18 protein-coding genes are annotated in these 25,857 nt (G+C 55.4%); 14 read left to right on the top strand and 4 right to left on the bottom strand.

Going from position 1 to position 25,857, the window contains the following annotated elements; genetic code table 11:
• The first annotated feature begins 146 nt into the window (after positions 1-146).
• Together CPA57_RS05830 and CPA57_RS05825 are read left to right on the top strand one after the other, a co-directional pair.
• Positions 147-2,525: a TonB-dependent receptor gene (locus CPA57_RS05830; protein WP_182081915.1), complete on the top strand. Its 2,379-nt coding sequence runs from the start codon at positions 147-149 to the stop codon at positions 2,523-2,525.
• Positions 2,526-2,671: 146 nt separating this feature from the next.
• Positions 2,672-3,355, top strand: coding sequence for a Fe2+-dependent dioxygenase (locus CPA57_RS05825; protein ID WP_182081914.1), 684 nt, complete (start codon positions 2,672-2,674; stop codon positions 3,353-3,355).
• 15 nt (positions 3,356-3,370) lie between these two features.
• On the opposite strand, the gene CPA57_RS05820 is transcribed toward CPA57_RS05825, so the two are convergent.
• From CPA57_RS05820 to minC, 4 genes are all read right to left on the bottom strand, one after another.
• Positions 3,371-5,893 carry a TonB-dependent receptor plug domain-containing protein gene (locus tag CPA57_RS05820; protein ID WP_182081913.1) on the bottom strand — a complete coding sequence of 841 codons (2,523 nt, stop codon included), beginning with the start codon at positions 5,891-5,893 and terminating at the stop codon, positions 3,371-3,373.
• Positions 5,894-6,271: 378 nt separating this feature from the next.
• Positions 6,272-6,580: a cell division topological specificity factor MinE gene (gene minE, locus CPA57_RS05815; RefSeq protein ID WP_077396216.1), complete on the bottom strand. Its 309-nt coding sequence runs from the start codon at positions 6,578-6,580 to the stop codon at positions 6,272-6,274.
• A complete protein-coding gene (gene minD, locus CPA57_RS05810; protein ID WP_182081912.1) occupies positions 6,577-7,392 on the bottom strand; it encodes a septum site-determining protein MinD in 816 nt (271 codons plus the stop codon). Before minD ends, minE begins: the two co-directional genes overlap by 4 nt.
• Before the next feature lie 177 nt (positions 7,393-7,569).
• Entirely contained in the window at positions 7,570-8,358 is a 789-nt protein-coding gene (gene minC / locus CPA57_RS05805) for a septum site-determining protein MinC (RefSeq protein WP_407647564.1), read from the bottom strand.
• An 82-nt stretch (positions 8,359-8,440) separates the two neighbouring features.
• Here minC and CPA57_RS05800 point away from each other — a divergent pair, with 82 nt between their 5' ends.
• From CPA57_RS05800 to rpoB, 12 genes are all read left to right on the top strand, one after another.
• Positions 8,441-9,109, top strand: coding sequence for a glutathione S-transferase family protein (locus CPA57_RS05800; protein WP_182081911.1), 669 nt, complete (start codon positions 8,441-8,443; stop codon positions 9,107-9,109).
• Between the two features lie 27 nt (positions 9,110-9,136).
• Entirely contained in the window at positions 9,137-10,327 is a 1,191-nt protein-coding gene (locus tag CPA57_RS05795; RefSeq protein ID WP_182081910.1) for a BaiN/RdsA family NAD(P)/FAD-dependent oxidoreductase, read from the top strand.
• A 69-nt stretch (positions 10,328-10,396) separates the two neighbouring features.
• Positions 10,397-11,128 (top strand): response regulator transcription factor, encoded by a 732-nt coding sequence (locus tag CPA57_RS05790; RefSeq protein WP_182082087.1) that lies wholly within the window; start codon positions 10,397-10,399, stop codon positions 11,126-11,128.
• The gene (locus tag CPA57_RS05785) at positions 11,115-12,554 is read left to right on the top strand and encodes a sensor histidine kinase (protein ID WP_182082088.1); all 1,440 of its coding nucleotides are present in this window, start codon (positions 11,115-11,117) and stop codon (positions 12,552-12,554) included. The genes CPA57_RS05790 and CPA57_RS05785 overlap by 14 nt, the downstream gene beginning before the upstream one ends.
• Positions 12,555-12,825: 271 nt before the next feature.
• Complete coding sequence (locus tag CPA57_RS05780) at positions 12,826-16,005, top strand: efflux RND transporter permease subunit (RefSeq protein ID WP_182081909.1); 3,180 nt, start codon at positions 12,826-12,828, stop codon at positions 16,003-16,005.
• A complete protein-coding gene (locus tag CPA57_RS05775) occupies positions 16,002-17,348 on the top strand; it encodes an efflux RND transporter periplasmic adaptor subunit (protein WP_182081908.1) in 1,347 nt (448 codons plus the stop codon). The genes CPA57_RS05780 and CPA57_RS05775 overlap by 4 nt, the downstream gene beginning before the upstream one ends.
• A complete protein-coding gene (locus tag CPA57_RS05770; RefSeq protein ID WP_182081907.1) occupies positions 17,348-18,952 on the top strand; it encodes an efflux transporter outer membrane subunit in 1,605 nt (534 codons plus the stop codon). The genes CPA57_RS05775 and CPA57_RS05770 overlap by 1 nt, the downstream gene beginning before the upstream one ends.
• Before the next feature lie 120 nt (positions 18,953-19,072).
• Positions 19,073-19,507, top strand: a complete 435-nt coding sequence (gene rplK, locus CPA57_RS05765) for a 50S ribosomal protein L11 (RefSeq protein WP_077396224.1) — start codon at positions 19,073-19,075, stop codon at positions 19,505-19,507.
• Positions 19,508-19,510: 3 nt separating this feature from the next.
• Complete coding sequence (gene rplA / locus CPA57_RS05760) at positions 19,511-20,203, top strand: 50S ribosomal protein L1 (protein WP_077396225.1); 693 nt, start codon at positions 19,511-19,513, stop codon at positions 20,201-20,203.
• 271 nt (positions 20,204-20,474) lie between these two features.
• Positions 20,475-20,999: a 50S ribosomal protein L10 gene (gene rplJ, locus CPA57_RS05755; RefSeq protein ID WP_077396350.1), complete on the top strand. Its 525-nt coding sequence runs from the start codon at positions 20,475-20,477 to the stop codon at positions 20,997-20,999.
• Between the two features lie 62 nt (positions 21,000-21,061).
• Positions 21,062-21,436, top strand: coding sequence for a 50S ribosomal protein L7/L12 (gene rplL / locus CPA57_RS05750; protein ID WP_077396226.1), 375 nt, complete (start codon positions 21,062-21,064; stop codon positions 21,434-21,436).
• 227 nt (positions 21,437-21,663) lie between these two features.
• A complete protein-coding gene (rpoB, locus tag CPA57_RS05745) occupies positions 21,664-25,830 on the top strand; it encodes a DNA-directed RNA polymerase subunit beta (protein WP_182081906.1) in 4,167 nt (1,388 codons plus the stop codon).
• Positions 25,831-25,857: the final 27 nt, after the last annotated feature.

Raw genomic sequence — 25,857 nt, 5'->3', positions numbered from 1 at the left:
GATAGGGGGATTGTGGCAATTAAGACACAATATCATTACGAAGCGTTTAGAAAGAGCGTTTAAGGTTTGAAATTGAGAATAATTATCATCTATCAGGGTCTTCCTCTTTTTGGAGATCGTATTACTCTGCTGTGGAGCACCTTGATATGAGCCGTTTTATCCATCAATGCCTCAAGCCGGCTTCGGCTGTTCTGACACTGGGGGGTGTCGCTGGGGGCGCATATGCCGCTGATACAACAGCCCCACATCAGGCTGGCTCGGCTACAGCAGAGGAGACGCATAACGCTGGGGCACCGGCATCTAAGGCAGCAGCCCAGGCACCAACACAGACTGGTGTTCAGGCTACGCATGTGGAGCGCATCCATGTTATCGGCCATCCATTCAATACGATGCATGCCAGCAACGACATGGGGCGTCTGCCGCAGGATGTCATGCACACGCCGCAGACGATTGATGTGGTACCCCGTGAACTCATCAAGCAGCAGAACGTCAAGTCGCTGGATGAAGCCTTGCGCAATGTCCCCGGCATTACGGCGTCCGTTGGGGAAGGGGCTGGCGGTTTGAATGGGGATCAGTTCCTCATCCGTGGATTCCCGGCACAGAATGACATCTATGAAGATGGCTTGCGGGACTTTGGCGTCTATTCTCGTGATAGCTTCAATTATGATTCGGTCAACGTTATCAAGGGGCCGTCCTCACAGGTTTTTGGTAATGGGACGACAGGCGGTGCCATCAATGTCGTCACGAAGACGCCAACTGTTAATGACCACTATAATGTGGATTTCAGCGGTGGGTCTGCGAATTATTTCCGTGGCACGGTGGATGTAAATAAGCGCATCAACGATACAACGGCTTTCCGTTTGGAGGGGCTGGGTGCGTCTAATGATGTAGTCGGGCGAGACCATGTCTGGGATCATCGCTGGGGTATTGCCCCCTCCATCGCTTTTGGGCTGGGGACGAAGACGACCGTCGTACTTCAGGTCATGCATGAGACGGATAATAGCGTGCCCGATTACGGTATGCCGGTGATCAAGGCCCGTGGTTCCGCTTATGGGCGGCCGATCTCGGAATATGGTGTGCCCCGCCAGAACTGGTATGGCAAGCAGCAGGACCACAACCATACCGATGATACGATGGAGACGCTGCGGTTAAAGCACATCTTCAATGACCACCTGACATTCCATAACGACTTGCGCTTTGGTGAGTATAGCCGTGACTTTGAGGCCTCCAAGGTTCAGTGCGGTACGAAATGCGTTAATGCGCTGAATAGTGGCAATTACGGTGCTGGTGTGATCACGCGCAATACTAACGGAAGTGTGCCGCTGCCCTATAAGCAGAATAGCTGGTCCTTTCAGGATGTTGCTTCCTTGCAGGCTGACTTCAATACGGGTTTCTTGCGGCATCAGGTCGTGACTGGGTTTGATATGGAATATGTCCATGATTCCCGTCAGCAGGATACGTATCAGGGTGTGTCTCTTACTAAGGCAGTCCCAACGGCGAACATGCTGAACCCGGACCCGTATAATGTGCCAGATGCTATGGTCCGTCGTGTTTCAGCCAAAGCGGATTCTATGCCGAATATTGCGGGTATCGGTAAAAAGCCGAACAGCCGGGGGTATGGGTTTGATACAGGTATCTTCCTGTATGATCAGATCTGGTTGACGAAATGGGCGTCTATTAAAGGTGGGTTCCGCTGGGACCGCTGGCAGAGCAATTACCGGGCGTATGGCCTGTCTAACCTGCCGAATAATCCGGATAGGAGTTTCCCACAGACGACCAATACCTTTAATCCCACGGCTAGCCTCGTGCTGACCCCGACAAAATGGCAGACGGTTTATTTCACCTATGCCAGTTCTACCACACCGACGGGTATGTATGTGACCAGCGGGGCCATACCAGTCCGTCCGGGGGCACAAGGAACTGTGGATACACGCCCGCAGCGTGCTCGTCTGTATGAAGTGGGTAGCAAGTTCAGCTTGCTTCATGACCGTCTGGGGGCGACCATCTCGCTCTTCCGTCTGGACAAGAGCAATGCCCTGACGACCGACCCGGTTTCTAACTCTACCATCAACACGGGTGCCCAGCAGCGTAACCAGGGGATGGAGCTTTCCCTTGGCGGGATGATCCTGCCGGGCTGGAATATCACAGCCACCTATGCGCTGTATGATCCGAAAACGTCTTCCAACGGTGGCGGGCGGATGCGTAACCAGATTCAGTATGTACCGCACAATCAGGCGACGCTCTGGTCTGCTTATGAGGCCTTTCCCGGTACGCCGTGGAACTTCACTATCGGCGGTGGTCTGACGTGGCGTCAGGGTGTGTATCTGAATAACGACAACACGGCCAAGGTGCCCGCTAATGTGGATTTTGACTCCGTCATCACCCATCATTTTGGGCGGCACTGGCAGGTGTCCCTCAACGGGTACAATCTGGCGAACCGCTTGAATTACAATAGTCTTTTCACGGGCTATGCCACACCGGCACCGGGGCGGACGTTCCTTGGTCGTCTGACCATGGATTACTGAGGGGCGGGGCCGGCCATGCCTTCTGTATGTCCGGTCTTGAAAGCTCTGGACGATGGTGTGAAGGTTTCACATGGAGCAGGCGGCCCCGTCTGCTCCTTTTCCTGTAAGTGGCGGTGCCGCCGGGCCTGCCTGAAAGGCATGATCTCATGATGTTGCATATTCCGGGTGTTCTCACGGCAGAAGAACTGGCCGATCTGCGGTCCCGTCTGGCAGCGGGAGAGTGGGTTGATGGCAGGGGGACGGCCGGGGCACAGTCTGGCAGTGTGAAGAATAATCTTCAGATCGCTCCAGACAGCCCACTAGGGAAGGAACTCTCCACCTTTGTGCTGCGTAAGTTGGGGACGAACCCGCTTTATAACAGTGCCGTTTTACCGCTCCGCCTCGTGCCGCCACTCTTCAATCGTTATGATGTGGGGATGAATTTCGGGGCGCATGTCGACAACGCCCTGCGGCCTATTCCCGGTACAGGGCATCGCATCCGTACGGATGTGTCCAGTACGCTTTTTATTTCTGATCTTGATGAATATGACGGGGGCGAGCTGGTCCTTCATGGGCCATCAGAAGAAAAGCGTGTGCGCTTGCCTGCGGGGGACATGATTGTCTATCCCACCACGGCCCTGCATACGGTCACCCCCGTGACACGGGGCAGCCGCTGGGGCTCTTTCTTCTGGGCGCAGTCCGTCATCCGGTCGCAGGAACATCGGTCCATCCTGTTTGACCTGGACCAGAGCATCATGGCCCTGACCCAGAGCCATGGCCCCAAGGATGCAGAAGTACTGCGTTTGACTAATGTTTATCACAACCTGCTGCGGACATGGGCCGAGATGTGAGGTCTGGCCCGTTTCTTAGAAGCGGGCTGACACATCCAGATAGTAATAGCCACCATTAATGCCGAGCTGGGAGGTACTCATGTAATATTTGGGTGCCCCCAGATAGCGGTTCCCACGGGGCACCTTGCTGGGGAATGCTGCGAAGATGTTATTTCCGCCCAGTGTCGTACTCCACACTTTGGTGATTTTGTAAGTCACTGAAAGATTGGTTGTCCATTTCGGCTTGTTATGGAACTGGAGATAGTTGGTGGTGGAGGCGGTCGAGGTGTTGTTGTTCTTATAATAAGTAAGAGCGGACGTTGTCTGCCCGTACCGGATTTCATGCAGGGCTACGGCCCAGCGATGGGCCGGTGATACCCATGTGCCACCAAAGATGATCTTGCTGCGGGGATAGGCCGTGGTGATGTAGGCTCGGCTTGGCGCATTGAGAACCGGTGTGCCATCGCTACGAACGGCCTGATGGCGCAACCTCGTACGGTTGAGATTGAGGGCGGCATCCCAGTCGATATGTCCAGCGTGGCGGAACTTGGTGGTGTAGGTGATGGTCATGTCCATGCCCTGCGTGCGGGTATTGGCCACATTGGCAAACCACTGGGTGGACAGGTTGTTATTATTGATGTTGGCGGGCAGGTCCGTAATGCCATTGGCTGCCAGAACATTGGCGGCTTCCACGCCGTAGATATTGTTTCCGGGCAGGATGCGCCCCCGGAGGTCGATTTGGTAAAAGTCAGTCGTGACATGCAGCCCTTTGAAGGGCTCGGCAATGATGCCGCCTTCTACGTTCGTGCTCTGCTCCGGTTTCAGACGCTGGGCACCACTGGCAAGGGCGCCGGGGGATGTGGCCGCTACAAGCCCACGGGCAACTGTCGGGGAGAGGGTCAGGGCTGAATAATGCTCCTGTGCCAGAGTGGGGGCATGGAAGCCATTGCTAAAGGTTGCCCGGAAGGCCAGACGTTTTGATACATCATAGCGTGTGGAAATCTTGCCAGTCTGGGTATTGCCGACATCTGTGTAATGTTCATACCGCCCGGCCATGTCTAGCTGCCAGTTTTTTGTTAGATGGGTAGCGATATCAATATAGCCGGAAACTACATCACGGTTTGAATTGCCTGCACTCCGGGGGCTTGTGCCAGCAAGGGCTAGGCTTGTCCCGCCGCCGTATGTACTGGCACTGGAGCCTTCGGCGATGGAATATGCTTCATAACGGTAGCCTGCCCCCCCGGCGAGGTTGATGCTATGGGGCCAGAAGGGGAGATAGAGCTTCCGGTTCAGGTTCAGCTCATTATTCCATTGCGTGTCATTAAAGCCCTGCACCCTTTTATAGGTTGTCTGAAGAGCAGAGGCAGGCAGGGCTTTGTTGGCGTCATTCTTCAGGCCGATATTGTCGAAATCTCGCCCGTAGGTGCTGGAAAGGTCCCAATGCCAGCCTGCAAGGCGGCCTTTTAGCCCCGCTGTGATTTCAAAATCATTCTCTTCCAGCGTCTGAAGGGGGGAGTAGCCGTCAGGGTAAATGGCGGCATAACCGGGTGTGCTGGAGAGGGAAGAGGGCAGACGATAATTCTGGAAGGCTTCCGCATGGCGGTGGGCATAGGTAGCCGTGCTGTAAAGCTGGAGCGTGTTGGTAATGTCGTAGCCTGCATTGATGGCCACGGATTCACGGGTCTGCTCTGGTTGGCTTAGGATTTTGTTGATGGTTGTTCCAGTCCGGCTATCTGGTGCGGAGCGGAAACTGTGATCCTGATGGACGAGATCACCGCTGACATGGATGAAACCACGGTCTTGCGCAAACGCGGCCCCGCCATCAATGAAGAGACCTTGCTGGTAGCCATCGCCATCACTGGTAATGCCGCTGTTGGAGCGTATCGTCAGGCCATGATCCTGTTTTTTGAGGATGATGTTTACCACGCCTGCAATAGCGTCTGACCCATATTGGGCAGAGGCACCGTCTCTCAGCACTTCGATATGGTCGATAGCGGAGAGGGGGATCATATCGATGTCGGTAGGGGTGGTGCCTTGCTGCGGGCCAGTATCGGCGTAGATGTTGGCCGTGGTGTGCCGCCTGTGCCCGTTTACGAGGATTAGCGTCTCATTGGAACTTAGCCCCCGTAGGCTGATGGAATCAGTCAGAGCCCCTGCATCAAACCCACCTGTGGGAACGGTAAGGGAAGGCAGCAGGAGCTGCATGGCATCGCGCAGGGTTGGCTGCCCAGTGTTGGTGAGCTGTTTGCTGGAGACAACATCAACGGGAGCAATGGAATCACGGGCCTTTTTCCCAATCTCTCGTGTACCGGTGACGATGAGGGTTTCCGTGCCACCCTGCACCTGCTGAACATGTCGTTGCAGGAGCGGTGCGGCAGCCTGCTTTTTGGTGACCTTCCTTGATGAAGGGGTCTTTTTATGGGAGGTGTGTGGCTGCTCAATAGTTGGGTCCCTATCTGCGGCATTAGCCTGAAGCGGCAGAATGGGGATGCAGCCCAGCCCGATTCCAAGCAGGGAGGGCAGGGAAGCGAAACGGCGCGAAAGAAGCAGGGAACGCATCGGGACAACTTTCCAGCAGATGAGATCATAATTCTGCGTGCAGAGTAGGGGATTCTGAGCAAGAACCATCTCAAATAGTGAAAATAGAAAAAAACTAAGTGTTGACCTGATATAGAACGGCTTCTGTCCTGGCTATGGAATAAAGGGTGTTATGAACAAACCGCAGCATGAAAGACACAATTGTGTGTTGTTCAGAACACAAAATAAACTATAATTAATAGTTAAAAATTACTTAACCCGACATTCTGTCTACTACAGGCGGGCAGGGCACAAATCAGGAACTATGACGAGTGCTTAGCGATAGTCTGTCATGGCCGAGGACAACGGCGGGGAAGGGCCCCGCTCAGGGTCTCCGGCTAAGTGTGGATTAAAGCTGTTTCAGAGGTCCTCATTAGGTGTCACGGTGGATACCTGCGCCCTCAGGCCACTCTGGGGCACCTGAATGTCGATTTCCAGCTTGGAACATTTCTGGCCTCGATCCATCTTGATCTGCACATTGTCTTCATCAATGGAGACATGACGTGCGAGAACCTCAAGGATTTCGGCATGGAGAGTGCGCAGGAGGGTGGAATCGCCCCCCTCCTGAGCCTGACGCTCGTGCGCTAGAAGAATTTGTAGTCGGTCCCGCGCCACATTGCTGCTTGCCTCGGAGCGTTTCCGGGAAAAAAAGCTGTCCAGAAAACTCATGAGCCCCTCTTTTTGAAGATGCGGTCGAACAGACCACGTTTCTCTGTCGGAATTGTGACGGGGACGTCTTTGCCTTCCAGCCGGTCCACAGCCTCGAAATAAGCAAGGGCGGGAGCACTTTCCGGTGAGGCAAAAGTGACAGGGGCACCAACGTTGGATGCCTTGAGGACGTCCTCACTCTCGGGCACGATGCCAAGCAGGGGAAGGGAGAGAATACCGACGACATCCTCAACACTCAGCATTTCCCCACGGGAGGCGCGGCTCGGGTCGTAGCGTGTTACGAGCAGGTGTTTTTCCACCGTCTCACCCTTTTGCGCACGGGCTGTCTGGCTGTCGAGCATACCGATGATACGGTCTGAATCGCGCACGGAGCTGACTTCAGGGTTGGTGACAATCACGGCATGGTCGGCGTGGTGCATGGCCAGACGGGCGCCGCGTTCAATCCCGGCAGGACTGTCACAGAGGATCCAGTCGAAACGTTCCCGCAGTTCGTTCATCACCCGCTCTACGCCCTCGCTTGTTAGGGCATCTTTATCGCGGGTCTGGGAGGCTGGCAGAATAGACAGGGTCTCGCAGCGTTTATCACGGATCAGAGCCTGATTGAGTGTGGCTTCACCCTGAATAACATTGATGAGGTCGAACACGACGCGGCGTTCCACCCCCATGATGAGGTCCAGATTACGCAGCCCGACATCGAAGTCGACCACCGCCACATTTTGCCCACTTCTTGCCAGAGCGGCCCCAAGGGCGGCTGTTGTGGTTGTCTTACCAACCCCCCCCTTGCCGGATGTAACAACGACGATCTTTGCCATGGACTCTTCAGCTTTCCCGTAGTGGCCCGTAAGCCTTTGTTAACACTGTTACAGACTGTCAAGGTTCAGGAAAAGCGAACCTTATTCTATTGCTTCGTACTCTACCGCATTGACTAGGCATTGATAAGACATTCTACCGGCAAAATGGGATTTTCCTTTTTGCTGGAAAGATAAATATCATGCCCTAATGGTTCCTGCCTGAAGAGGGACAACTTTTAGGCGTTCATCTTCTAGATAAACCTGTGCCGCTTGCCCAATTGATTCCTCTGGCATTTCCTCGGCGACCATATAGAAGCCATCAATAGCTAGCAGTTCGGCTTCCATTTTGGCGGTATAAATGCGGGCGTGGGGGTGGCCGTCTACACCGGCTATAGCCCGCCCGCGCAGTGGGCCATAGACATGGACAGACCCCCCGGCAATGATCTCGGCCCCGGAAGAGACGGCTCCCAGCACAATGACATCACCATCAGGATTCTGGATGGATTGCCCGGACCGCACAGCACGGTTGATGATGAGGGGCTCCCGCAATGTTGCGGCGGTGGAGCCGCTGTCCTGTTTATCTTCTTCATTATCAGGGAGTTTCACGGGGCCGCTTGGGCGTCCTCCCTGAAGTTCGATGGGCCATTCCCACGACTGGAGTGCTTCCCAGTGGCGGTCTCCACCTTCTATGCCAATCAGATGCACATGGCGTTGGCGTAGTTCCTGCTGGAAGTCGGCTAGACCTTCGGTATGTTCATCTAGCAAGCTGAGGTCCAGAATGACAGGCTGACGGTTGAAGAACCCGGCTGCCCGCCTCATATGCTCATCAAGGCCAGCCAGCCATTCCTTTAGGGGTGCCTCTGGAGAGAGGATAAGTGCCAAAAAGGAACGACCCCGGGCACGAATGGTCATAGCGTTGGATGCCGGGGCTTGCACTGTAGACGCATCTGACAGATGAAATGACTGAGATGCTGATGGGCTGGACATGAACTTGGGGTCACCGTAGCTGTGTCTGGACTGATCGGAATGGTCTCTGTTCCCTGGTGCAAAAATGCCGTAGGAAAAACATATGCGTATACTGCATCACTTACCCCTGTCTCCGCAATCGCGTTTTGTACGGCTTATGCTGGCAGAGAAGAAACTGCCTTTCGAGCTTGTCGTGGAAAAGACGTGGGAGCAGAACGAACGCTTTCATGACTTAAATCCCGCAGGTGAGGTTCCTGTTCTGGTGGAGGATAACGGCATGGTCGTGCCCGGTGGGCGGGTCATTGCTGAGTATCTGGAGGATGCCTATCCAGAGGTCTCCCTCATGGGGCGTAGCCTGACTGAACGTGTGGAGGTCCGCCGCCTGATGGACTGGTTCGAGCGACTGTTCCAGCAGGAGGTTATGGTCAATCTGTTGGGGGAGAAGGTCGAGAAGCGTCTTTTCGGGCAGGGCCATCCCGATGGTAAAGTGCTTCAGGCTGGTTATAAGAATCTTCGTTTCCATCTGGATTATATCGGTTATCTGGCCGAAACACGGACATGGCTTGGTGGTTCCGTTCTGACAGCAGCAGATTTTATAGCCGCAGCCCACATCTCCGCATTGGACTTTCTGGGAGATATCGACTGGCGTCGAGCCCCATGTGTGCGAGACTGGTATGCCCGCATTAAGTCCCGTCCCTGTTTCCGGGACCTGTTGAGTGATCGTGTTAGCGGTGTGAAGCCTCCTGCCCATTATGCCGATCTTGATTTTTGAGCGAACGCCGAGAAAGGTGATGCAGGCATGACAGTATGGGACGTGGCCGTCATAGGGGCGGGGGCAGCCGGAATGATGGCCGCTGCTACAGCAGGGCAGAGAGGGGCGACGACTATCCTGCTTGACCATGCCGATCAGCCGGGCCGGAAGATTCTCATTTCCGGTGGGGGACGGTGTAATTTCACTAATTTAAAAGCGGATTGGACGCATTATCGCTCTGAAAATCCACGTTTTTGCCGGTCAGCTCTAGCGCGTTATCGGCCACGGGATTTCCTCTCCCTTGTCGAAAAACACCGTATCCGCTGGCATGAGAAGGAAGACGGTCAGCTTTTCTGCGATGAATCAGCCAGACAGATCGTCACCATGCTGGAAGATGAGTGCCTGGCGGCAGGAGTACAGTTTCAGCTTGAGTGTTCTCTGAGCGACATCAGGCATGATGGCTATATCTTTACGCTGGATACGTCATGGGGGGCTGTTCAGGCACGGTCTGTCATTCTGGCGACAGGTGGGTTGTCCATTCCCAAACTGGGCGCAACGGATTTTACCCTGAAAATGGCTCGGCAGTTTGGGTTGAGGGTCGTTCCGCCGGCTCCGGCTCTCGTTCCTTTTCTCCTTGAGGAACCTTGGCCAGATCTTGCCGGTGTGTCTCTTCAGGTCACGGCTGCGCTGGTGGGGCAGAAGAAGCCCGTCTTTACTGGCGGGATGGTCTTTACTCACCGGGGTGTGTCTGGTCCGGCTATCCTTCAGATTTCGTCATGGTGGGAGAGCGGGCAGGCTCTGCGCCTGAATCTGCTACCCGGTCAGGATGCTCATGAGGTTATGCGGGCAGTCTGCCAACAGCGGCCTAAGGCTCATGCGCCAGCTCTGCTAGAAGCTCTGCCCTCTCGGCTGGTGCGTGTTCTGGTTGCTGGGAAATTGGATGAACGCCCCTTAGCTGAACAGCCGGGGAAGGCGATTCGGGCTTTAGCTGCACAGGTGAATGACTGGGTGCTGAACCCCGTTGGGACAGAAGGTTACCTCAAGGCAGAGGTTATGCGGGGAGGTGTGGATACGAGGGACCTCTCGTCCCAGACGATGGAGGTCCGCACGGTGCCGGGACTGTATATGGTTGGCGAGGCCGTGGATGTGACAGGCTGGTTGGGTGGCTACAACTTCCAATGGGCTTGGGCTAGCGGCGTGGCGGCTGGGCAGTCCGCAGCGGAGCGGGCTGGTAGCTGATGGCGGACATGGTATCGTACCCGTCAGAAGAGAGGCTATGAGATGGCGGCAGGAAAGAAAACTAGAAAGATGGAACGACAGCCCTGGCCGAGTGATACGTTGCCAGAGGGTGATGAGCAGGCTCCCGTGAGGATTCTGCTTGTTGAGGATGATGACAGTCTTGCTGAGGAGATCGTGGGGGACCTGAGCGGGCGGGGCTATGAGGTCCTCCGTGCGGCGACAGGAACCGAAGGGCTGGAGATGGCCCGCAAGGGGGATTATGCCCTGTTGGTAATGGATCGTATGTTGCCGGGGTTGGACGGGCTGAGCGTGCTGGAGACCCTGAGAGAACAGGGCATGACCATGCCGGTTCTTGTCCTATCGGCTCTATCCGCAGTGGATGACCGTATCAGTGGTTTGAAAGCGGGCGGGGATGATTACCTTACAAAACCGTTTGTGATGGAAGAGTTGGCGGCTCGGCTAGAAGCTCTGCTGCGGCGGCCTGTTTATGGGCGCACTTCCATGTTGAAACTGGGCCCGCTGGAAATGGACCTTCTAGAGCGGCGGGTACGGCGGGACGGGCGGGAGATTGATCTTCTCCCCCGGGAGTTCCGTTTGCTGGAATATATGATCCGTCGTCCCAATACGGTTCTGACCCGTACCATGCTGCTGGAAGATGTCTGGAATTACCGGTTTGTGCCCCGCACCAATCTCGTGGATGTGCATATCGGCAAATTGCGGCGCAAGGTGGATAAGGACGGTGAAGAGCCACTGATTCACAGCATCCGTGGTGCTGGGTTCTGTTTACGTGTTCCGGAGTGACCTGTTCCGCACGGCGGCTTTCCGGCTGACGCTGGGGCTTGTCTGTGTCGTGGTGCTGGGGATGCTGCTGGAGCTGGTCCTGCTTTATGGGCAGATCAGTACCTATGAGCAGCTTCGTACCAATGATTTGCTGCGCCGTTCGGCTTCTGTCCTTATGCAGGAGGCTCCGGGGGACCTGGAAGTTCGGCTGAAGGAACGTAGTACAAGTGAGCTGCGTATTTTCCTTAATGCGGCGGCCTTGTTCGATAAGGAACATCACCCCATTGCAGGAGATATGACAGCATGGCCTGCGGGGTTGACAGCTAGTCAGTCTACGCAAAACCTGTCCTTCGTTTTGCCGGATCATTCCGTGACGGTCATGCGTTTTCTGGTGGTGGAAGTGCCGGGGATGCAGCCGGGGAAGACCCGCCTGCTGGTGCTGGGGCGGTCTCGCCATATGGTGGATGAGCTACGGCATGTTGCTCGGCAATGTGCCTTGTTTTCCATGTTGCCAGTCGTACTTTTTGCCCTGACCGCCGGAATGGTATTGAGCCGCCGGGCGTTGGGGCGCATCACCAAGATGCATCATTCCATTGAGCAGATTGTTAAAGGGCAGATGCGGGAAAGGTTGCCTGTCGGGCGTGGTCATGATGACCTTGACCGTCTGGCAGGGTCCGTCAACCGGATGCTGGACCGGCTGGAGCAGCTGATGGGCGAAATGCGGGATGTGGGCAACGATATCGCCCACGACCTCCGCACGCCTTTGGCCCGTGTTCAGGCCCGATTGGACAGGCTGAACGGTTTTGTTCCGATGATGGCTGCAACAGCAGAGGAAGAAGCACGCTTTGAGCAGGCGATGGCACTGTGTCAGCGTGATCTGGAGCAGTGTTTTTCGGTTATTACGGCTTTGCTGCGGATTGGGGAGATTGAAAATGGGCAGAGGCGGGCCGGTTTTAGGCGTATGGATGTTATGCCGTTGATTGCCGATATGGCCGACCTGTATGAACCTAATGCGGAAACGCAAGGGTTGACTCTGTCTGTCTTGCCGCATGAAGGGCCTGTGGAACTATGGGGTGATGCGGATCTCCTAAATGAGGTTCTCGCCAACCTGCTTGATAATGCCCTCAAATTTACGGAGGAGGGTGGTGCAGTGACCCTGCGGGCAGGCTGTAATGAACTGTGTGAACCGTGGTTTGAGGTGCGAGATACGGGGGTTGGCATTGCTGTGGAAGAGCGCAATGCTGTCATGAGCCGTTTTTACCGGGCGGATAAAAGTCGTCACATTCCCGGTAGTGGGCTAGGGCTGAGCCTCGTTGCGGCTATTGTCCGGCTGCATGAAGCTCGCCTCGTAATTGAGGAAAACCGCGAGGGAGAGGTGAGGAGTGGTACAGTATTCCGTCTCATCTTCCCACGTCCGGAAGACGCTCAGGGCACGGGGCAAGGGTAACAGATAGGCGTAAATAAAGTGCTGGCAACTGAGCCATGCTTCTTAAAAATCTTTTCAGATGAAAAGCATTTTTTCTTTGGGCGTCGTCGTTATAATCCCCCGAATGCGGCGCAAGGGGGACCCAGAATATTCGGGGCCCCTCCAGGTGGAGAGACAGATTGCTCAGCGGTATTGAGACAGAGAGACGAGCCTATTGCGGGATATTAGGGGCGGGGGATGATTCTCTTACTCCGCTAGGACTGCATATCTCTAGTGTGGGTGACTGCCTGTCATGAATGCCATTGTCCTGACAGCCCTGCGGCGGCCTTATACGTTTGTTGTCATGTCCATCATGATCCTCATCTTCGGGGTGAGGGCCATTCTGGGGACGCCAACGGATGTTTTTCCTAACATCAAGATTCCGACTGTTGCGGTTGTCTGGTCCTATACCGGGTTGATGCCGGAGGAAGTTTCAGGTCGTATCGTTTATTATTACGAGCGAACGTTAACAGCGACCGTAAATAATATCGAACATATTGAGAGCAGCTCTTATTACGGGCGAGGGATCGTCAAGGTTTTCTTCCAACCTGGCACAGATGTTAGCGTAGCACAGACGCAGATTACATCTGTATCGCAGACGGTCATCAAGCAGCTTCCTACCGGAGCCACGCCGCCGCTTATTTTGGCACTGGATGCCTCTTCCGTTCCGGTGCTGACCCTACAGGTTAACAACCCCAACATGTCCGCTTCGGAAGTCTACAATATGGCTTCCAACCTCATCCGTCCTGAACTTGTTTCCGTGGCGGGTACGGCTATTCCCAACCCTTATGGGGGGGTAGCGGCGGATATCATGGTAGATATTGACCCGGTTAAGCTTCTGGCCCATCGGCTTTCCGCTGTCGATGTGGCTAGTGCACTGAATAAGCAGAATATTGTTCTTCCGGCTGGGGATCAGAAGGTCGGGGCTATGGATTTCATGGTGCGGACCAATTCTGCACCTTTGGATATTGCAGCCTTCAACCGAATGCCTATCAAGCAGGTAGGCAATTCCGTCATCTACCTGCGGGATGTAGCTTGGGTGCATAAGGGCGGCCCGCCGCAGACTAATGCCGTGCTGGTGCGGGGGAAGCAGGCGGTGATGATCGTTATTCTGAAAAGCGGTAATGCCTCGACGCTGGATGTGGTGAGTGGGATCAAGAAGTTACTGCCTGATATTCAGAAGACGTTGCCTCCCGGTACAAGCATGGATGTGCTGACGGATGCTTCCAGTTTCGTGAAGGAATCCGTTGTCGATGTGGTGCGGGAAATGATCACCGCTGCCATCCTGACCAGCCTGACCGTTCTGCTTTTTCTGGGTTCGTGGCGTTCGACTGTGATCGTGGCGGTGTCTATTCCTCTGGCTATGCTTTCCGCCTTGATCGGCCTTAGTCTGGCAGGGCAGTCCATCAATGTGATGACGCTGGGCGGGTTAGCACTGGCTGTCGGTATTCTCGTGGATGATGCCACGGTGATGATCGAGAATATCGATGCTCATCTTCATATGGGAAAAGAGCTTGAGCCTGCCATTGTCGATGCTGCTAATCAGATCGTTATTCCGACATTTGTTTCGACAACATGTATCTGTATCGTCTGGTTCCCTCTCTTCGAGCTGACAGGCGTTGCGGGCTGGCTGTTCATGCCCATGGCCGAGGCCATCATTTTCGCGATGATTGCTTCTTTCATTCTTTCCAGAACGCTCGTGCCAACAATGGCGAACTGGCTGCTTGCTGCTCAGGTGGAAAAACAGCGACATCCAGATTACGCTAGCCGGAAGAGGGGCTTCTTTGGCAGGTTTCAGGAAAAATTTGAGTCTTATTTCGAACAGTTCAGGCAGGGGTATCATGAGATCCTGCTGACTGTTCTGTCGATCAGAACGAAATTTATCGCTCTGTTCCTTTCCGGTGCGCTGGCGTCTCTCCTTCTTCTTTTCTTTGTTGGGCAGGATTTCTTCTCGGAGATCAAATCTGGGACCATGCAGATGCATTTTCGGGCACCGGTTGGCACCCGGATTGAAGAAAGCGCAAAATTAAGCGGGCTGATTGAGAAGAAAATTCGGGAGACTTTACCCGGTCAGGTGAAGTTGATCGTCAATAACTGCGGCTTGCCGATGAGCCAGATGAATCAGGCCATGGTGCCTTCTCCCACGACGGGGGCGCAGGATTGTGATGTTACTATCCAGCTGGAGGATTCAGAGAGTCCAATCTCCGATTACCGGAAGCAGCTGCGTCGGTCCCTCGGGACGGCCTTTCCGGGGATAGGTTTTACCTTTCAGCCAGGTGACCTTACAGCGAAGATTCTCAACTTTGGTTTGCCGTCCCCCATTGATGTGCAGATCGTTGGGCGTGACCTCCAACATAATTATGATTTTGCTGTTCATCTAGCGCAGCATCTTCGGCAGATTCCCGGTGCTGTGGATGTCAGCGTGCAGCAGCCGATGACACAGCCGACCATGCTCATCAATGCTCATCGTAGTTTTGCTATGGGCACGGGGATTACCGAAAAAGATATTGCCTTTAATGTCCTGACGACCCTTTCGGGGAGTTCGCAGGTTGGTCAGACGTACTATCTCAACCCGCAGGGCACATCCCAGTTGATTGATGTGCAGGCTCCCGCCACCTATCTCCAGACACTCAATGACCTTGAGAAAATGCCCATCGATAGGGGGGATGGGAACCCCCAGAATGGAACTATGCAGATTCTGGGAGGGGTCAGCCATATCGTACAGACGGGCACCCCAGCGGAAGTTTCCCACTATAATATCATGCCGGTGTTCGACATTTATGTCGCTGCGGAAGGTGTGGACCTTGGGACCTTATCCCGTGCTGTTGGGCAGGAGGTAGAGAAAGTCCGCCCCAATCTGCCACGTGGTTCCAGTATGGTGGTGCGTGGCCAGGTCGTGACAATGAATAATGCCTACGTTCAGCTGATTGGCGGGCTGCTGCTCTCCATTGTGCTGGTCTATCTGATCATTGTCGTGAATTTTCAGTCATGGCTGGACCCGTTCGTTATCATCATGGCCCTGCCAGCGGCTTTGGGTGGTATCGCGTGGAGCTTGTTCCTGACCCATACCACACTGTCCGTGCCAGCTCTAACAGGGGCTATCATGTGTATGGGAACGGCCACCGCTAACGCCGTGCTGGTTGTGGCTTTCGCCCGGGAACGTCTGGAAGCGCATGGCAATGCCGTTCTTGCCGCCTCTGAAGCTGGGTTCGAACGTATCCGCCCCGTGCTGATGACGGCCCTGGCGATGATGATCGGTATGGTCCCGATGTCCATCAGCAATTCCTCCAATGCGCCACTGGGCAAGGCGGTCATCGGAGGGCTATTGATGGCAACGGTAGCGACGCTGCTGTTTGTTCCCTGTGTTTTTGCTCTGATCCATGGCGGTGCCCCGAAGGGTGACCAGACCACTCCAGAAGGAGAACCTTCATGAATCCGTCTACCAATCAGACAACATCTGTGGCCCGTGGTAAGGGGCGTTTGCTGATTCTGATAGTTCTGGCCGTGCTGGTTGGGTTGGTCGTGCTGGGTCTCGTGCAACGGGCCTGGCATAAGCGGGAACTGGTGCGGGAGGCGCAGGATAGTTCTATTGCCCGTGTTGTGCTGATAAAGGCCCAACCGGGACCAGCGACCCGGACTGTGGACCTACCCGCCAATCTGGCCGCATGGTACGAGGCACCGATTTATGCGCAGGTCTCCGGCTATGTGAAGATGTGGTACAAGGATTACGGTGCCCACGTGAAACGTGGCGACCTGCTGGCAGAAGTCAGCACGCCAAGTATTGATGCCCAATACGCAGCGGCTAAGGCGCATTATGAGGTCGTCAATGCCCGCTATCAGCTGGCGCTCATCACCACAAAACGTTGGACGGCTTTGCGGGGAACACAGGCTGTGTCCCGGCAGGAAGTGGACGTGCAAGCCGCCAATGCTGCCGCCCAGAAGGCCGAGCTTGATGCCGCCGCTCATGAAGTTGAACGGGTGGAGGCTCTGGAAAACTTCAAGCGGATCGTAGCTCCGTTTGATGGGATCGTGACATCCCGTCTGGTTAATGTTGGGGACTATGTGAATGCTGCGGGGGGTAATCTCAATTCCCGTGGTGCCATTGCTGAACTCTTCTCTGTGGCGGATGTGCACCGGATACGTGTTTTCGTGTCCGTCCCGCAGGATTTTGCGAGTGTCATTTCACCTAGCATCAGTGCGGAGTTGAGTGTCCCTCAATATCCGGGACGTGTGTTCAAGGCCCGTTTCCTAGCAACGGCCAATGCCTTCAATGCTGCCACCCGGACAGTGACAACCGAGCTGGTTCTGGACAATCCCGATGGCCTGCTTTGGCCCAACTCCTATGCTACGGCCCATATTCAGGCTCCGGGTGACCCGGATGTGCTGATCGTGCCGACGAGTGCGCTCATTTTTCGGGCGCAGGGGATGCAGGTGGCTAAGGTCGTCAATAATCACATCAGGTTGGAAACTGTGCAGGTCGGCACGAATTTCGGTATGACGACACAAGTGCTTTCCGGCATGTCTCTGAATGATGAGATCGTGGCCAACCCAACGGCGGATATGCTGGACGGCGATGAGGTCCGGGTTGTGACGCCGACCCGTGGTTATAATGACGTCAAACCGAAGGAATTAGAAAAGCCAGTTCCGAATGTGACGCCAAACGATTTGCGCCGTGTTGGTGCTATGCCGCCACCGGAAGAAAACAGCACGGATGACCAGCCAAAACCGGGTGAGGGTGGAGCAGCACCTGCGCCGACCAGACAGGGGCAGCACTGATGATGAGGGCATGGCGGAAGCTGCCGCTGCTGGCGGGTGGATTGTCGTTTTTTCTGACATCATGTGATCTGGCACCAAAATATCAGACGCCGCATTTCATCTATCCTGATGGCTGGGAAGGCAAAGGCATCATGGGCAATGCGAAGCCTGCTGATGCGGTCGTCAGGGGAGAGTGGTGGAAGATTTTTCACGATCCCCAGCTTGATGAGCTTGAGGAACGGCTGAACACTTATAATCCTGACCTTCAGGCGGCAGCAGAGGTTTTCACGCAGGAGCGTGACATCGCCCGTGAGACAGAAAGCCGACTGTATCCTCAGATCGCCGGTGGGGCGCAGATGAGCCGGAATAAGCAGTCGGAAGGGCGGCTTTTCTTACGACGTAGCAATAACACGCCCATTTATGAATCCAATGTTGCCTACAGCGGGGCAGCCACGTGGGAGCCGGACTTCTGGGATGCCATCCGTAATCAGACACATATGCAGAAGAATCTGGCACAGGCCGGAGCAGCTGAGTATGCCCTGACGAGGTTGAGCCTTCAGGCAGAGCTAGCATCAAATTATATGGCACTGCGAGGGATTGATGCGCAGCTGGCCGTGTATGACGATTCTATCCGGTATTTCCGTACGGCAGTGGAGATCACCCGTCTCCGGCAGGGCGGAGCCATCGGAGCAGGGCTAGATGTGTCCCGTGCGGAGAATGAGCTATATTCCGCTCAGGCGGCACAGAGCTATTTGTTGGCGACCCGGCAGGTGCAGGAACATGCCATTGCCGTCATGGTAAATGTGGTACCTACCAGCTTCCACATTCAGCCGATCAAGGATTTCCGGCTTCATTTTGATACGATCCGGGTCAAGGAGGGGATCCCCTCCACCCTGCTGGAAAGGCGACCTGATGTTGCTGTGAGTGAGCGGCAAATGGCTGCGGCAGCACGGGCTATTGGCGTCTCCAGAGCAGCCTTTTATCCGCATATCACCATCAGTGCGACAGGCGGGTTCGAGGATGCTGGGTTTGACCTCGCTAGTGTTGCTAAGGCGTTCTGGCGGGTGGCTGTGCAGGCTGTGGAGCCGCTCTTTACGGGTGGAATGCGGCGTGCTGCCCTGCAACGGGCCTGGTCGCAGTATCGGGAGCGCGTGGATTCCTACCGAGCCACGGTTCTAGCTGCATTTCAGGACGTGGAAGACGGTCTGAGCCAGACAGCCTTGTACCATCAGGAGCAGTTGCAGCAGCATCAGGCTGTGGATGCCGCCTTGAGGACGCAGGCCATGACGATGGCTCTCTATACAGGTGGGCTGACAAACTATCTGGATGCACTGGTAGCACAGCAGGATGCCCTAAAGGCCCGCCTGCTGGAGGTGCAGGCGCAGACGAGGCAGGTGCAGTCCACGGTTAGGCTGATCCGTGCCCTCGGTGGAGGGTGGTCGAACACGTTGCTGCCGGACATTAAGAGCATCGACCCGATTGGACCATTGCAGTATGAGGGGCTTCATCATGCTCGGCCTGCTGGTGAGGTCCCGGTGGGAACTCAGCAGAAAGGGTCTGAGATTCAGCCGCCAGCTGCTGAAAGTGACCTGACAGGGAAGGCCGCCGTGCCAGTTCATCCCTGATTCCAGCTTGACGCTATAGGGGGAATGGTCTAGGCACCCTCTCAGTCGAACGTGGGAGGCGGGGATGATCCCTGCCGTCTCAACCACGGTTCGGGAACTATAAATCAGGGAGTCCCGGATATGGCCAAAAAAGTAGTTGGCTACATCAAACTGCAGATTCCGGCTGGCAAGGCTAACCCGTCTCCGCCGGTTGGTCCGGCGCTGGGTCAGCGCGGTCTGAACATCATGCAGTTCTGTAAGGAATTTAACGCAAAGACGCAGAGTCTCGAGCCGGGTATGCCGATCCCGGTTGTGATCACTGCCTATGCGGATCGCACCTTCACCTTCATCACGAAGACACCGCCGAATACTTACTTCCTGCTGAAGGCTGCTAAGATCACTAAGGGGTCTCAGACGGTTGGCCGTGCTGCGTCCGTCGGGTCCGTGACGACTTCCCAGCTGCGTGAAATCGCTGAGAAGAAGTTCCAGGACATGAACGCAAACGACATCGATGGTGCCGTGCGTATGCTGGCTGGGTCCGCCCGTTCCATCGGTCTTGATGTGGTGGAGGGCTAAGACATGGCCAAGAATAAACGTATTGCTGCTCTGCGCTCCAAGGTTGAGGCTGATAAGCTGTACTCCCTGAACGAAGCTGTGGCTCTGGTAAAGGGCAACGCAACGGCTAAGTTCGATGAGACGGTTGAATTCGCTATCGGTCTGGGTGTTGACCCTCGTCATGCCGATCAGATGGTCCGTGGTCTGATCTCCCTGCCGCACGGTACAGGCAAGACACTGCGCGTTGGTGTGTTTGCTCGTGGCCCGAAGGCTGAGGAAGCAACTGCCGCTGGTGCCGAGGTTGTCGGTGCTGAAGACCTGGCCGAGAAGGTGCAGGCTGGCGAGATCGAGTTCGATCGCTGCATTGCTACACCGGACATGATGGCTCTGGTGGGTCGTCTGGGTAAGATCCTTGGTCCGCGTGGCCTGATGCCGAACCCCCGTCTCGGTACCGTGACGATGGATGTCAAGGGTGCTATTGAGGCTGCTAAATCTGGTCAGGTGGAATATCGCGCAGAGCGTGCTGGTATTGTTCACGCTGGCGTTGGTAAGGCTTCCTTCTCCGAGTCTCAGCTTGCTGAGAACGTGAAGGCCCTGGTGGATGCCCTGCAGAAGGCCCGTCCGTCCGGTGCGAAGGGAACTTACCTGAAAAAAGCTTCACTTTCTTCCACAATGGGAGTAGGTGTGCGTATTGATCTCTCCAGCTTCGAAGGCTGATTGACGAGAGGTTAAGGAATCGCCATTCTTTGGAATGGTGTGGGAGCAGTTCGCTGCTCCTTTTTCCTGTCCTAGAACGCATGTGGGACGTGGTTCCTTAAAGCCCTTGATGGGCGCAGGCGTGAGACGGGTAGAACGTATTATAGCCCTCGGGTGCGATGCGGTCTTCCTCAATATGGACAGGCGAGCGGGTCTTGTTGTGCCGCAGGGCAGGGCAGGACCTATGGGTAACCTGGTCCGAGATAATCGGACTAACCGAGGAGACAAGGTTTTGGACCGTACGGAAAAACGGGCCTTTGTCGAGTCCCTCAGCAAAGTGTTCGGTAGCACGTCCATGGTTATCGTCACCCAGAATCTGGGTCTGACGGTTGCTGATGCGACAGAGCTGCGTCGTAACATCCGCGCTGTGGGTGCGACATACAGGGTCGCGAAGAACCGGCTGGTCAGCCGTGCTCTGGATGGGACCCAGTTCGACGGCATTGCGCCGCTGCTTAAAGGCCCGACGGCCATTTCTTGGTCGGATGAGCCGGTTGGCGTGGCAAAGGTGCTGGTCGAGTTCGCCAAGAAGAATGACAAGCTGGTGGTACTTGGTGGTGCCCTTGGCAATCAGACCCTTACGGCTGATAGCGTCAAGGCACTGGCATCCCTGCCATCTCTGGACGAGCTGCGTGCACAGCTGGTTGGTATGATCAGTACCCCGGCAACCCGCATTGCAGGCGTCACCCAGGCTCCGGCTGGGCAGCTTGCTCGCGTTCTTGGTGCCTATGCCAGAACAGGCGACACGGAAGCCGCTTGATTAACAAGGTGGCCCGCATGAGCGAAGCCGCCTGATATTTACGCATCTTAGAGGATATTATCATGGCCGATCTGGCAAAACTGGTTGACGAACTGTCCGCTCTTACCGTTCTGGAAGCTGCTGAGCTGTCCAAGCTGCTCGAAGAGAAGTGGGGCGTTTCCGCTGCTGCTCCGGTGGCTGTTGCTGCTGCTGCTCCGGCTGCTGGTGGTGAAGCTGCTGCTGAGAAGACAGAGTTCGACGTCGTGCTGGCCAAGGCTGGTGACAAGAAGATCAACGTCATCAAGGAAATCCGTGGCATCACAGGCCTGGGCCTGAAGGAAGCTAAGGACCTGGTCGAAGGCGCTCCGAAGACCATCAAGGAAGGCGCCACGAAGGACGAGGCAGAGAAGATCAAGAAGGCTCTGGAAGATAACGGCGCTACAGTCGAGATCAAGTAAGAGTTACATCCATGCGGTCCCCTTAGGGGAAGCCGTTGGAGCGAGTGGGCGGGTGCTTTATGGTGCCCGCCCCATTTGCCGTTGACAGGAAAAGTGTCTATACAGGGCATTCCGTCACGCGTCATGGACAGAATTAAGCCAGCCGTTCAAGTCGTCTGATATTCCATGGGGTAATGGGATGGTCATATAGCGGACGACTTGAAGGTCTGGTTCAGAGGCAGGATAAGATGGCGATCACAAAATCGTTCACAGGGCGTAAGAGGATCCGCAAGAGTTTCGGGCGCATTCCCGAAATTGCGCCGATGCCTAATTTGATTGACGTGCAGCGGGCTTCCTATGAAGCTTTCCTGCAGATGAATGTTCGCCCCGACAGCCGCGAGCCGGCTGGCCTTCAGGAGGTGTTCCGTTCAGTTTTTCCGATTCATGATTTCGCTGGCCGTGGTCGGCTAGACTTCCAGTATTATGAATTCGAAGAACCGAAATACGATGTGGAAGAGTGCATCCAGCGTGGGTTGACCTATGCAGCACCGCTGAAGGTCATTCTGCGTCTGACAACATGGGATATTGACGAAGATACAGGGACCCGCTCCATTCACGACCTGAAGGAGCAGCCGGTCTATATGGGCGATATGCCGCTCATGACGGATAACGGGACCTTCATCATCAACGGGACAGAGCGTGTCATCGTTTCTCAGATGCATCGTAGTCCCGGTGTGTTCTTCGATCACGATAAGGGCAAGACACATTCCTCCGGGAAGTATCTCTTCGCTGCTCGTATCATCCCTTATCGTGGTTCTTGGCTTGATTTCGAGTTCGATGCGAAAGACATCATTCATGTCCGTATCGACCGTAAGCGCAAGCTGCCAGTCACAACACTGCTTTATGCGTTGGAAGGGCAGAACTATCTCACAGCTCGTGAGGGCAAGCTGGCTGAAGGTGGTGATGTTGATGCGCTCGAAGTCACCGGTATGGATGAGGATGAGATCCTCGCCACGTTCTACGGTATTGTGCCTTTCACTCGCATGGGCAGCGAATGGGCTCGTCCGTTCGAGCCGGATGCCTTCCGTGGTCTGAAACTTCTCAGCCCGCTGGTGGATGCCGATACTGGTGAAGTGGTTGCGGATGCTGAGACTAAGCTGACAGCCCGTCTCGTTCGTAAAATCGCTGAGAAGACCCGTGTTGTGCAGGTGGGGCGTCTGGATATTCTGGGCCGCTTCATTGCTCATGACCTTGTCGATGAGAAAACCGGTGAGATTTATGCCGAAGCTGGTGAGGAGCTGACCGAAGAGAAGCTGACCGAGCTGGAAGATCTGGGCCTGAAGGAACTTCCGGTTCTGGCCATTGATGGTACGCATGGTCCGTGGATCCGTAACACGCTGATGGCGGATAAGAATACCTCACGGGAAGAGGCTCTGATCGATATTTATCGCATCATGCGCCCTGGTGAGCCGCCGACCCGTGAGACAGCGGAAGCTATGCTGCGTGGCCTGTTCTTCTCTCAGGATCGTTACGACCTGTCCGCTGTCGGCCGTGTGAAGATGAACATGCGTCTGGATGTGGATGCTCCCGATACGCTGCGGACGCTGCGTAAGGAAGATATTCTGCGGACGGTTAAAATTCTGTGCGATCTCAAGGATGGCCGTGGTCAGGTCGATGACATCGACAACCTCGGTAACCGTCGTGTCCGCTCCGTTGGTGAGCTGATGGAGAACCAGTATCGTATCGGTCTGCTGCGCATGGAGCGTGCTATCCGTGAGCGTATGGGGTCTGTCGATATTGATACGGTCATGCCGCATGACCTGATCAACGCTAAGCCTGCTGCTGCTGCTGTGCGTGAGTTCTTCGGGTCTTCCCAGCTTAGCCAGTTTATGGATCAGACCAACCCTCTCTCCGAGGTGACCCATAAGCGCCGCCTGTCGGCACTTGGTCCGGGCGGTCTGACCCGTGAGCGAGCAGGCTTCGAGGTGCGTGACGTTCATCCGACCCATTACGGCCGTATCTGCCCGATTGAGACGCCGGAAGGGCCGAACATTGGTCTGATCAACTCTCTGGCCACCTATGCCAAGGTGAACAAGTACGGCTTTATCGAGACGCCTTACCGCCTGGTGAAGGACGGCGTTTTCCAGGATGGCTGGAAGTATCTGTCCGCAATGGAAGAAGAACGTCTCCTGGTGGCGCAGGCCGATGCTAAGCAGAGCGATAACCGCCTGACGGATGAGCTGGTAGCTGTTCGTCAGACTGGTGACTTCCGCCTTGTGCCGCCGGAGCAGGTGACTGCCTGTGACGTGTCACCGAAGCAGCTGGTCTCCGTGGCTGCTGCGCTTATTCCGTTCTTGGAAAACGATGACGCCAACCGTGCACTGATGGGCTCCAACATGCAGCGTCAGGCTGTGCCGCTGGTGCGGGCCGATGCTCCGCTGGTTGGTACCGGTATGGAAGGCCCTGTGGCGCATGACTCTGGGGCGACTATCATTGCCAAGCGTGGCGGTGTAGTGGACCAGCTGGATGGTGCCCGTATCGTGATCCGTGCCACGGACGAACAGGGTGCTACCCAGGGCGTGGATATTTACCGTCTGCGTAAATATATGCGTTCTAACCAGTCTACCTGCCTCAATCAGCGTCCGCTGGTGAAGGTTGGCGATATGGTTGCTGCTGGTGACATCATTGCCGATGGTCCGTCCACCGAGCTCGGTGAGTTGGCTCTGGGGCGTAACGTGCTTGTGGCCTTCGTGCCGTGGAACGGTTACAACTTTGAGGACTCCATCCTGATCTCTGAGCGTATTGCTCGTGATGACATCTTTACTTCAATTCACATTGAAGAATTCGAGGTCATGGCCCGTGATACCAAGCTGGGTCAGGAAGAGATCACCCGTGACATTCCGAATGTTGGTGAGGAAGCTCTGCGCAACCTCGATGAGGCCGGCATTGTCTATGTCGGTGCCGAGGTTAACCCGGGCGATATTCTGATCGGTAAGGTCACACCGAAGGGCGAAAGCCCGATGACACCGGAAGAAAAACTTCTACGTGCCATCTTCGGTGAAAAAGCTTCTGACGTGCGTGACACCTCCCTCAAGCTGCCCCCGGGCACGAGCGGGACGGTGGTTGATGTCCGTGTCTTCTCCCGTCGTGGTGTGGATAAGGACGAGCGCGCCATGGCGATCGAGCGCGCCGAGATCGAGCGTCTGGCCAAGGACCGTGACGATGAGCGGGGCATTCAGGAGCGTAGCTTCTATAACCGTCTCAAGGAGCGTCTGATCGGGCAGGAAGCTGCTGCAGGCTTCAAGGGTGTTCGTGCTGGTACGCCGATCACGGCAGAGCTGCTGGGTGAGCATCCCCGTGTGACGTGGCGCAACATCCCGGTTGCCGATGTGGCTGTTATGGCCGAGCTGGAAACGCTCTGCCGTGAGTTTGATGGTGCCATCAAGCGCATTAACAACCGGTTCGACAATAAGGTCGAGAAGCTCCAGCGTGGTGATGAACTGCCACCGGGTGTGATGAAGATGGTCAAGGTCTTCATTGCTGTGAAGCGTAAGCTTCAGCCGGGCGACAAGATGGCTGGTCGTCATGGTAATAAGGGTGTGGTTTCCCGTGTTGTTCCTGTTGAGGACATGCCGTTCCTTGAGAATGGTCAGCCGGTTGACTTGCTGCTGAACCCTCTGGGCGTGCCGTCCCGCATGAATGTGGGGCAGATTCTGGAGACACATCTGGGCTGGGCTTGTGCCAATATCGGTCAGAGCATCGGTGCGATGGTTGATGAATACCAGCGTACGGGTGAACGCCGTCAGGAGCTGCTGGATCGTCTGAAAGATGTCTATGGCGAGAAGATCTTCGATGAAGATATCGCCACGATGGACAATGATCAGCTGATTGAGCTGGCCAACAATCTGCGCAAAGGCGTGCCGATTGCTACGCCGGTGTTTGATGGTGCTTCCATTCCTGACATTGAAGAAATGCTCAAGAAGGCGGGTGTCAGTGAAAGTGGTCAGTCCCAGCTGATTGACGGGCGTACGGGCGAGAGGTTCGAGCGTCAGTCTACTGTGGGTTACATCTACATGCTGAAGCTGCATCATCTTGTTGATGACAAGATTCATGCCCGTTCGATCGGTCCTTACTCGCTGGTTACCCAGCAGCCGCTTGGTGGTAAGGCACAGTTCGGTGGTCAGCGCTTCGGTGAGATGGAGGTCTGGGCACTGGAGGCATACGGTGCAGCTTATACGCTTCAGGAAATGCTGACCGTGAAGTCGGACGATGTGTCCGGCCGTACGAAGGTGTATGAGGCGATCGTTCGTGAGCAGGACGACTTTGAAGCTGGTATTCCAGAGAGCTTCAACGTTCTGGTGAAGGAACTGAAGTCGCTTGGTCTGAATGTCGAACTTGAGCAGGGAGGGCTGTGAGGGCAGTGCTTTCCGCTTCTTCTTCAT

This window comes from Bombella favorum (assembly GCF_014048475.1).
Classification (GTDB): Bacteria; Pseudomonadota; Alphaproteobacteria; order Acetobacterales; family Acetobacteraceae; genus Bombella; species Bombella favorum.
Note: the sequence above shows the minus strand (reverse complement) of the source record. Positions and strands in the feature narration are given on the sequence as shown.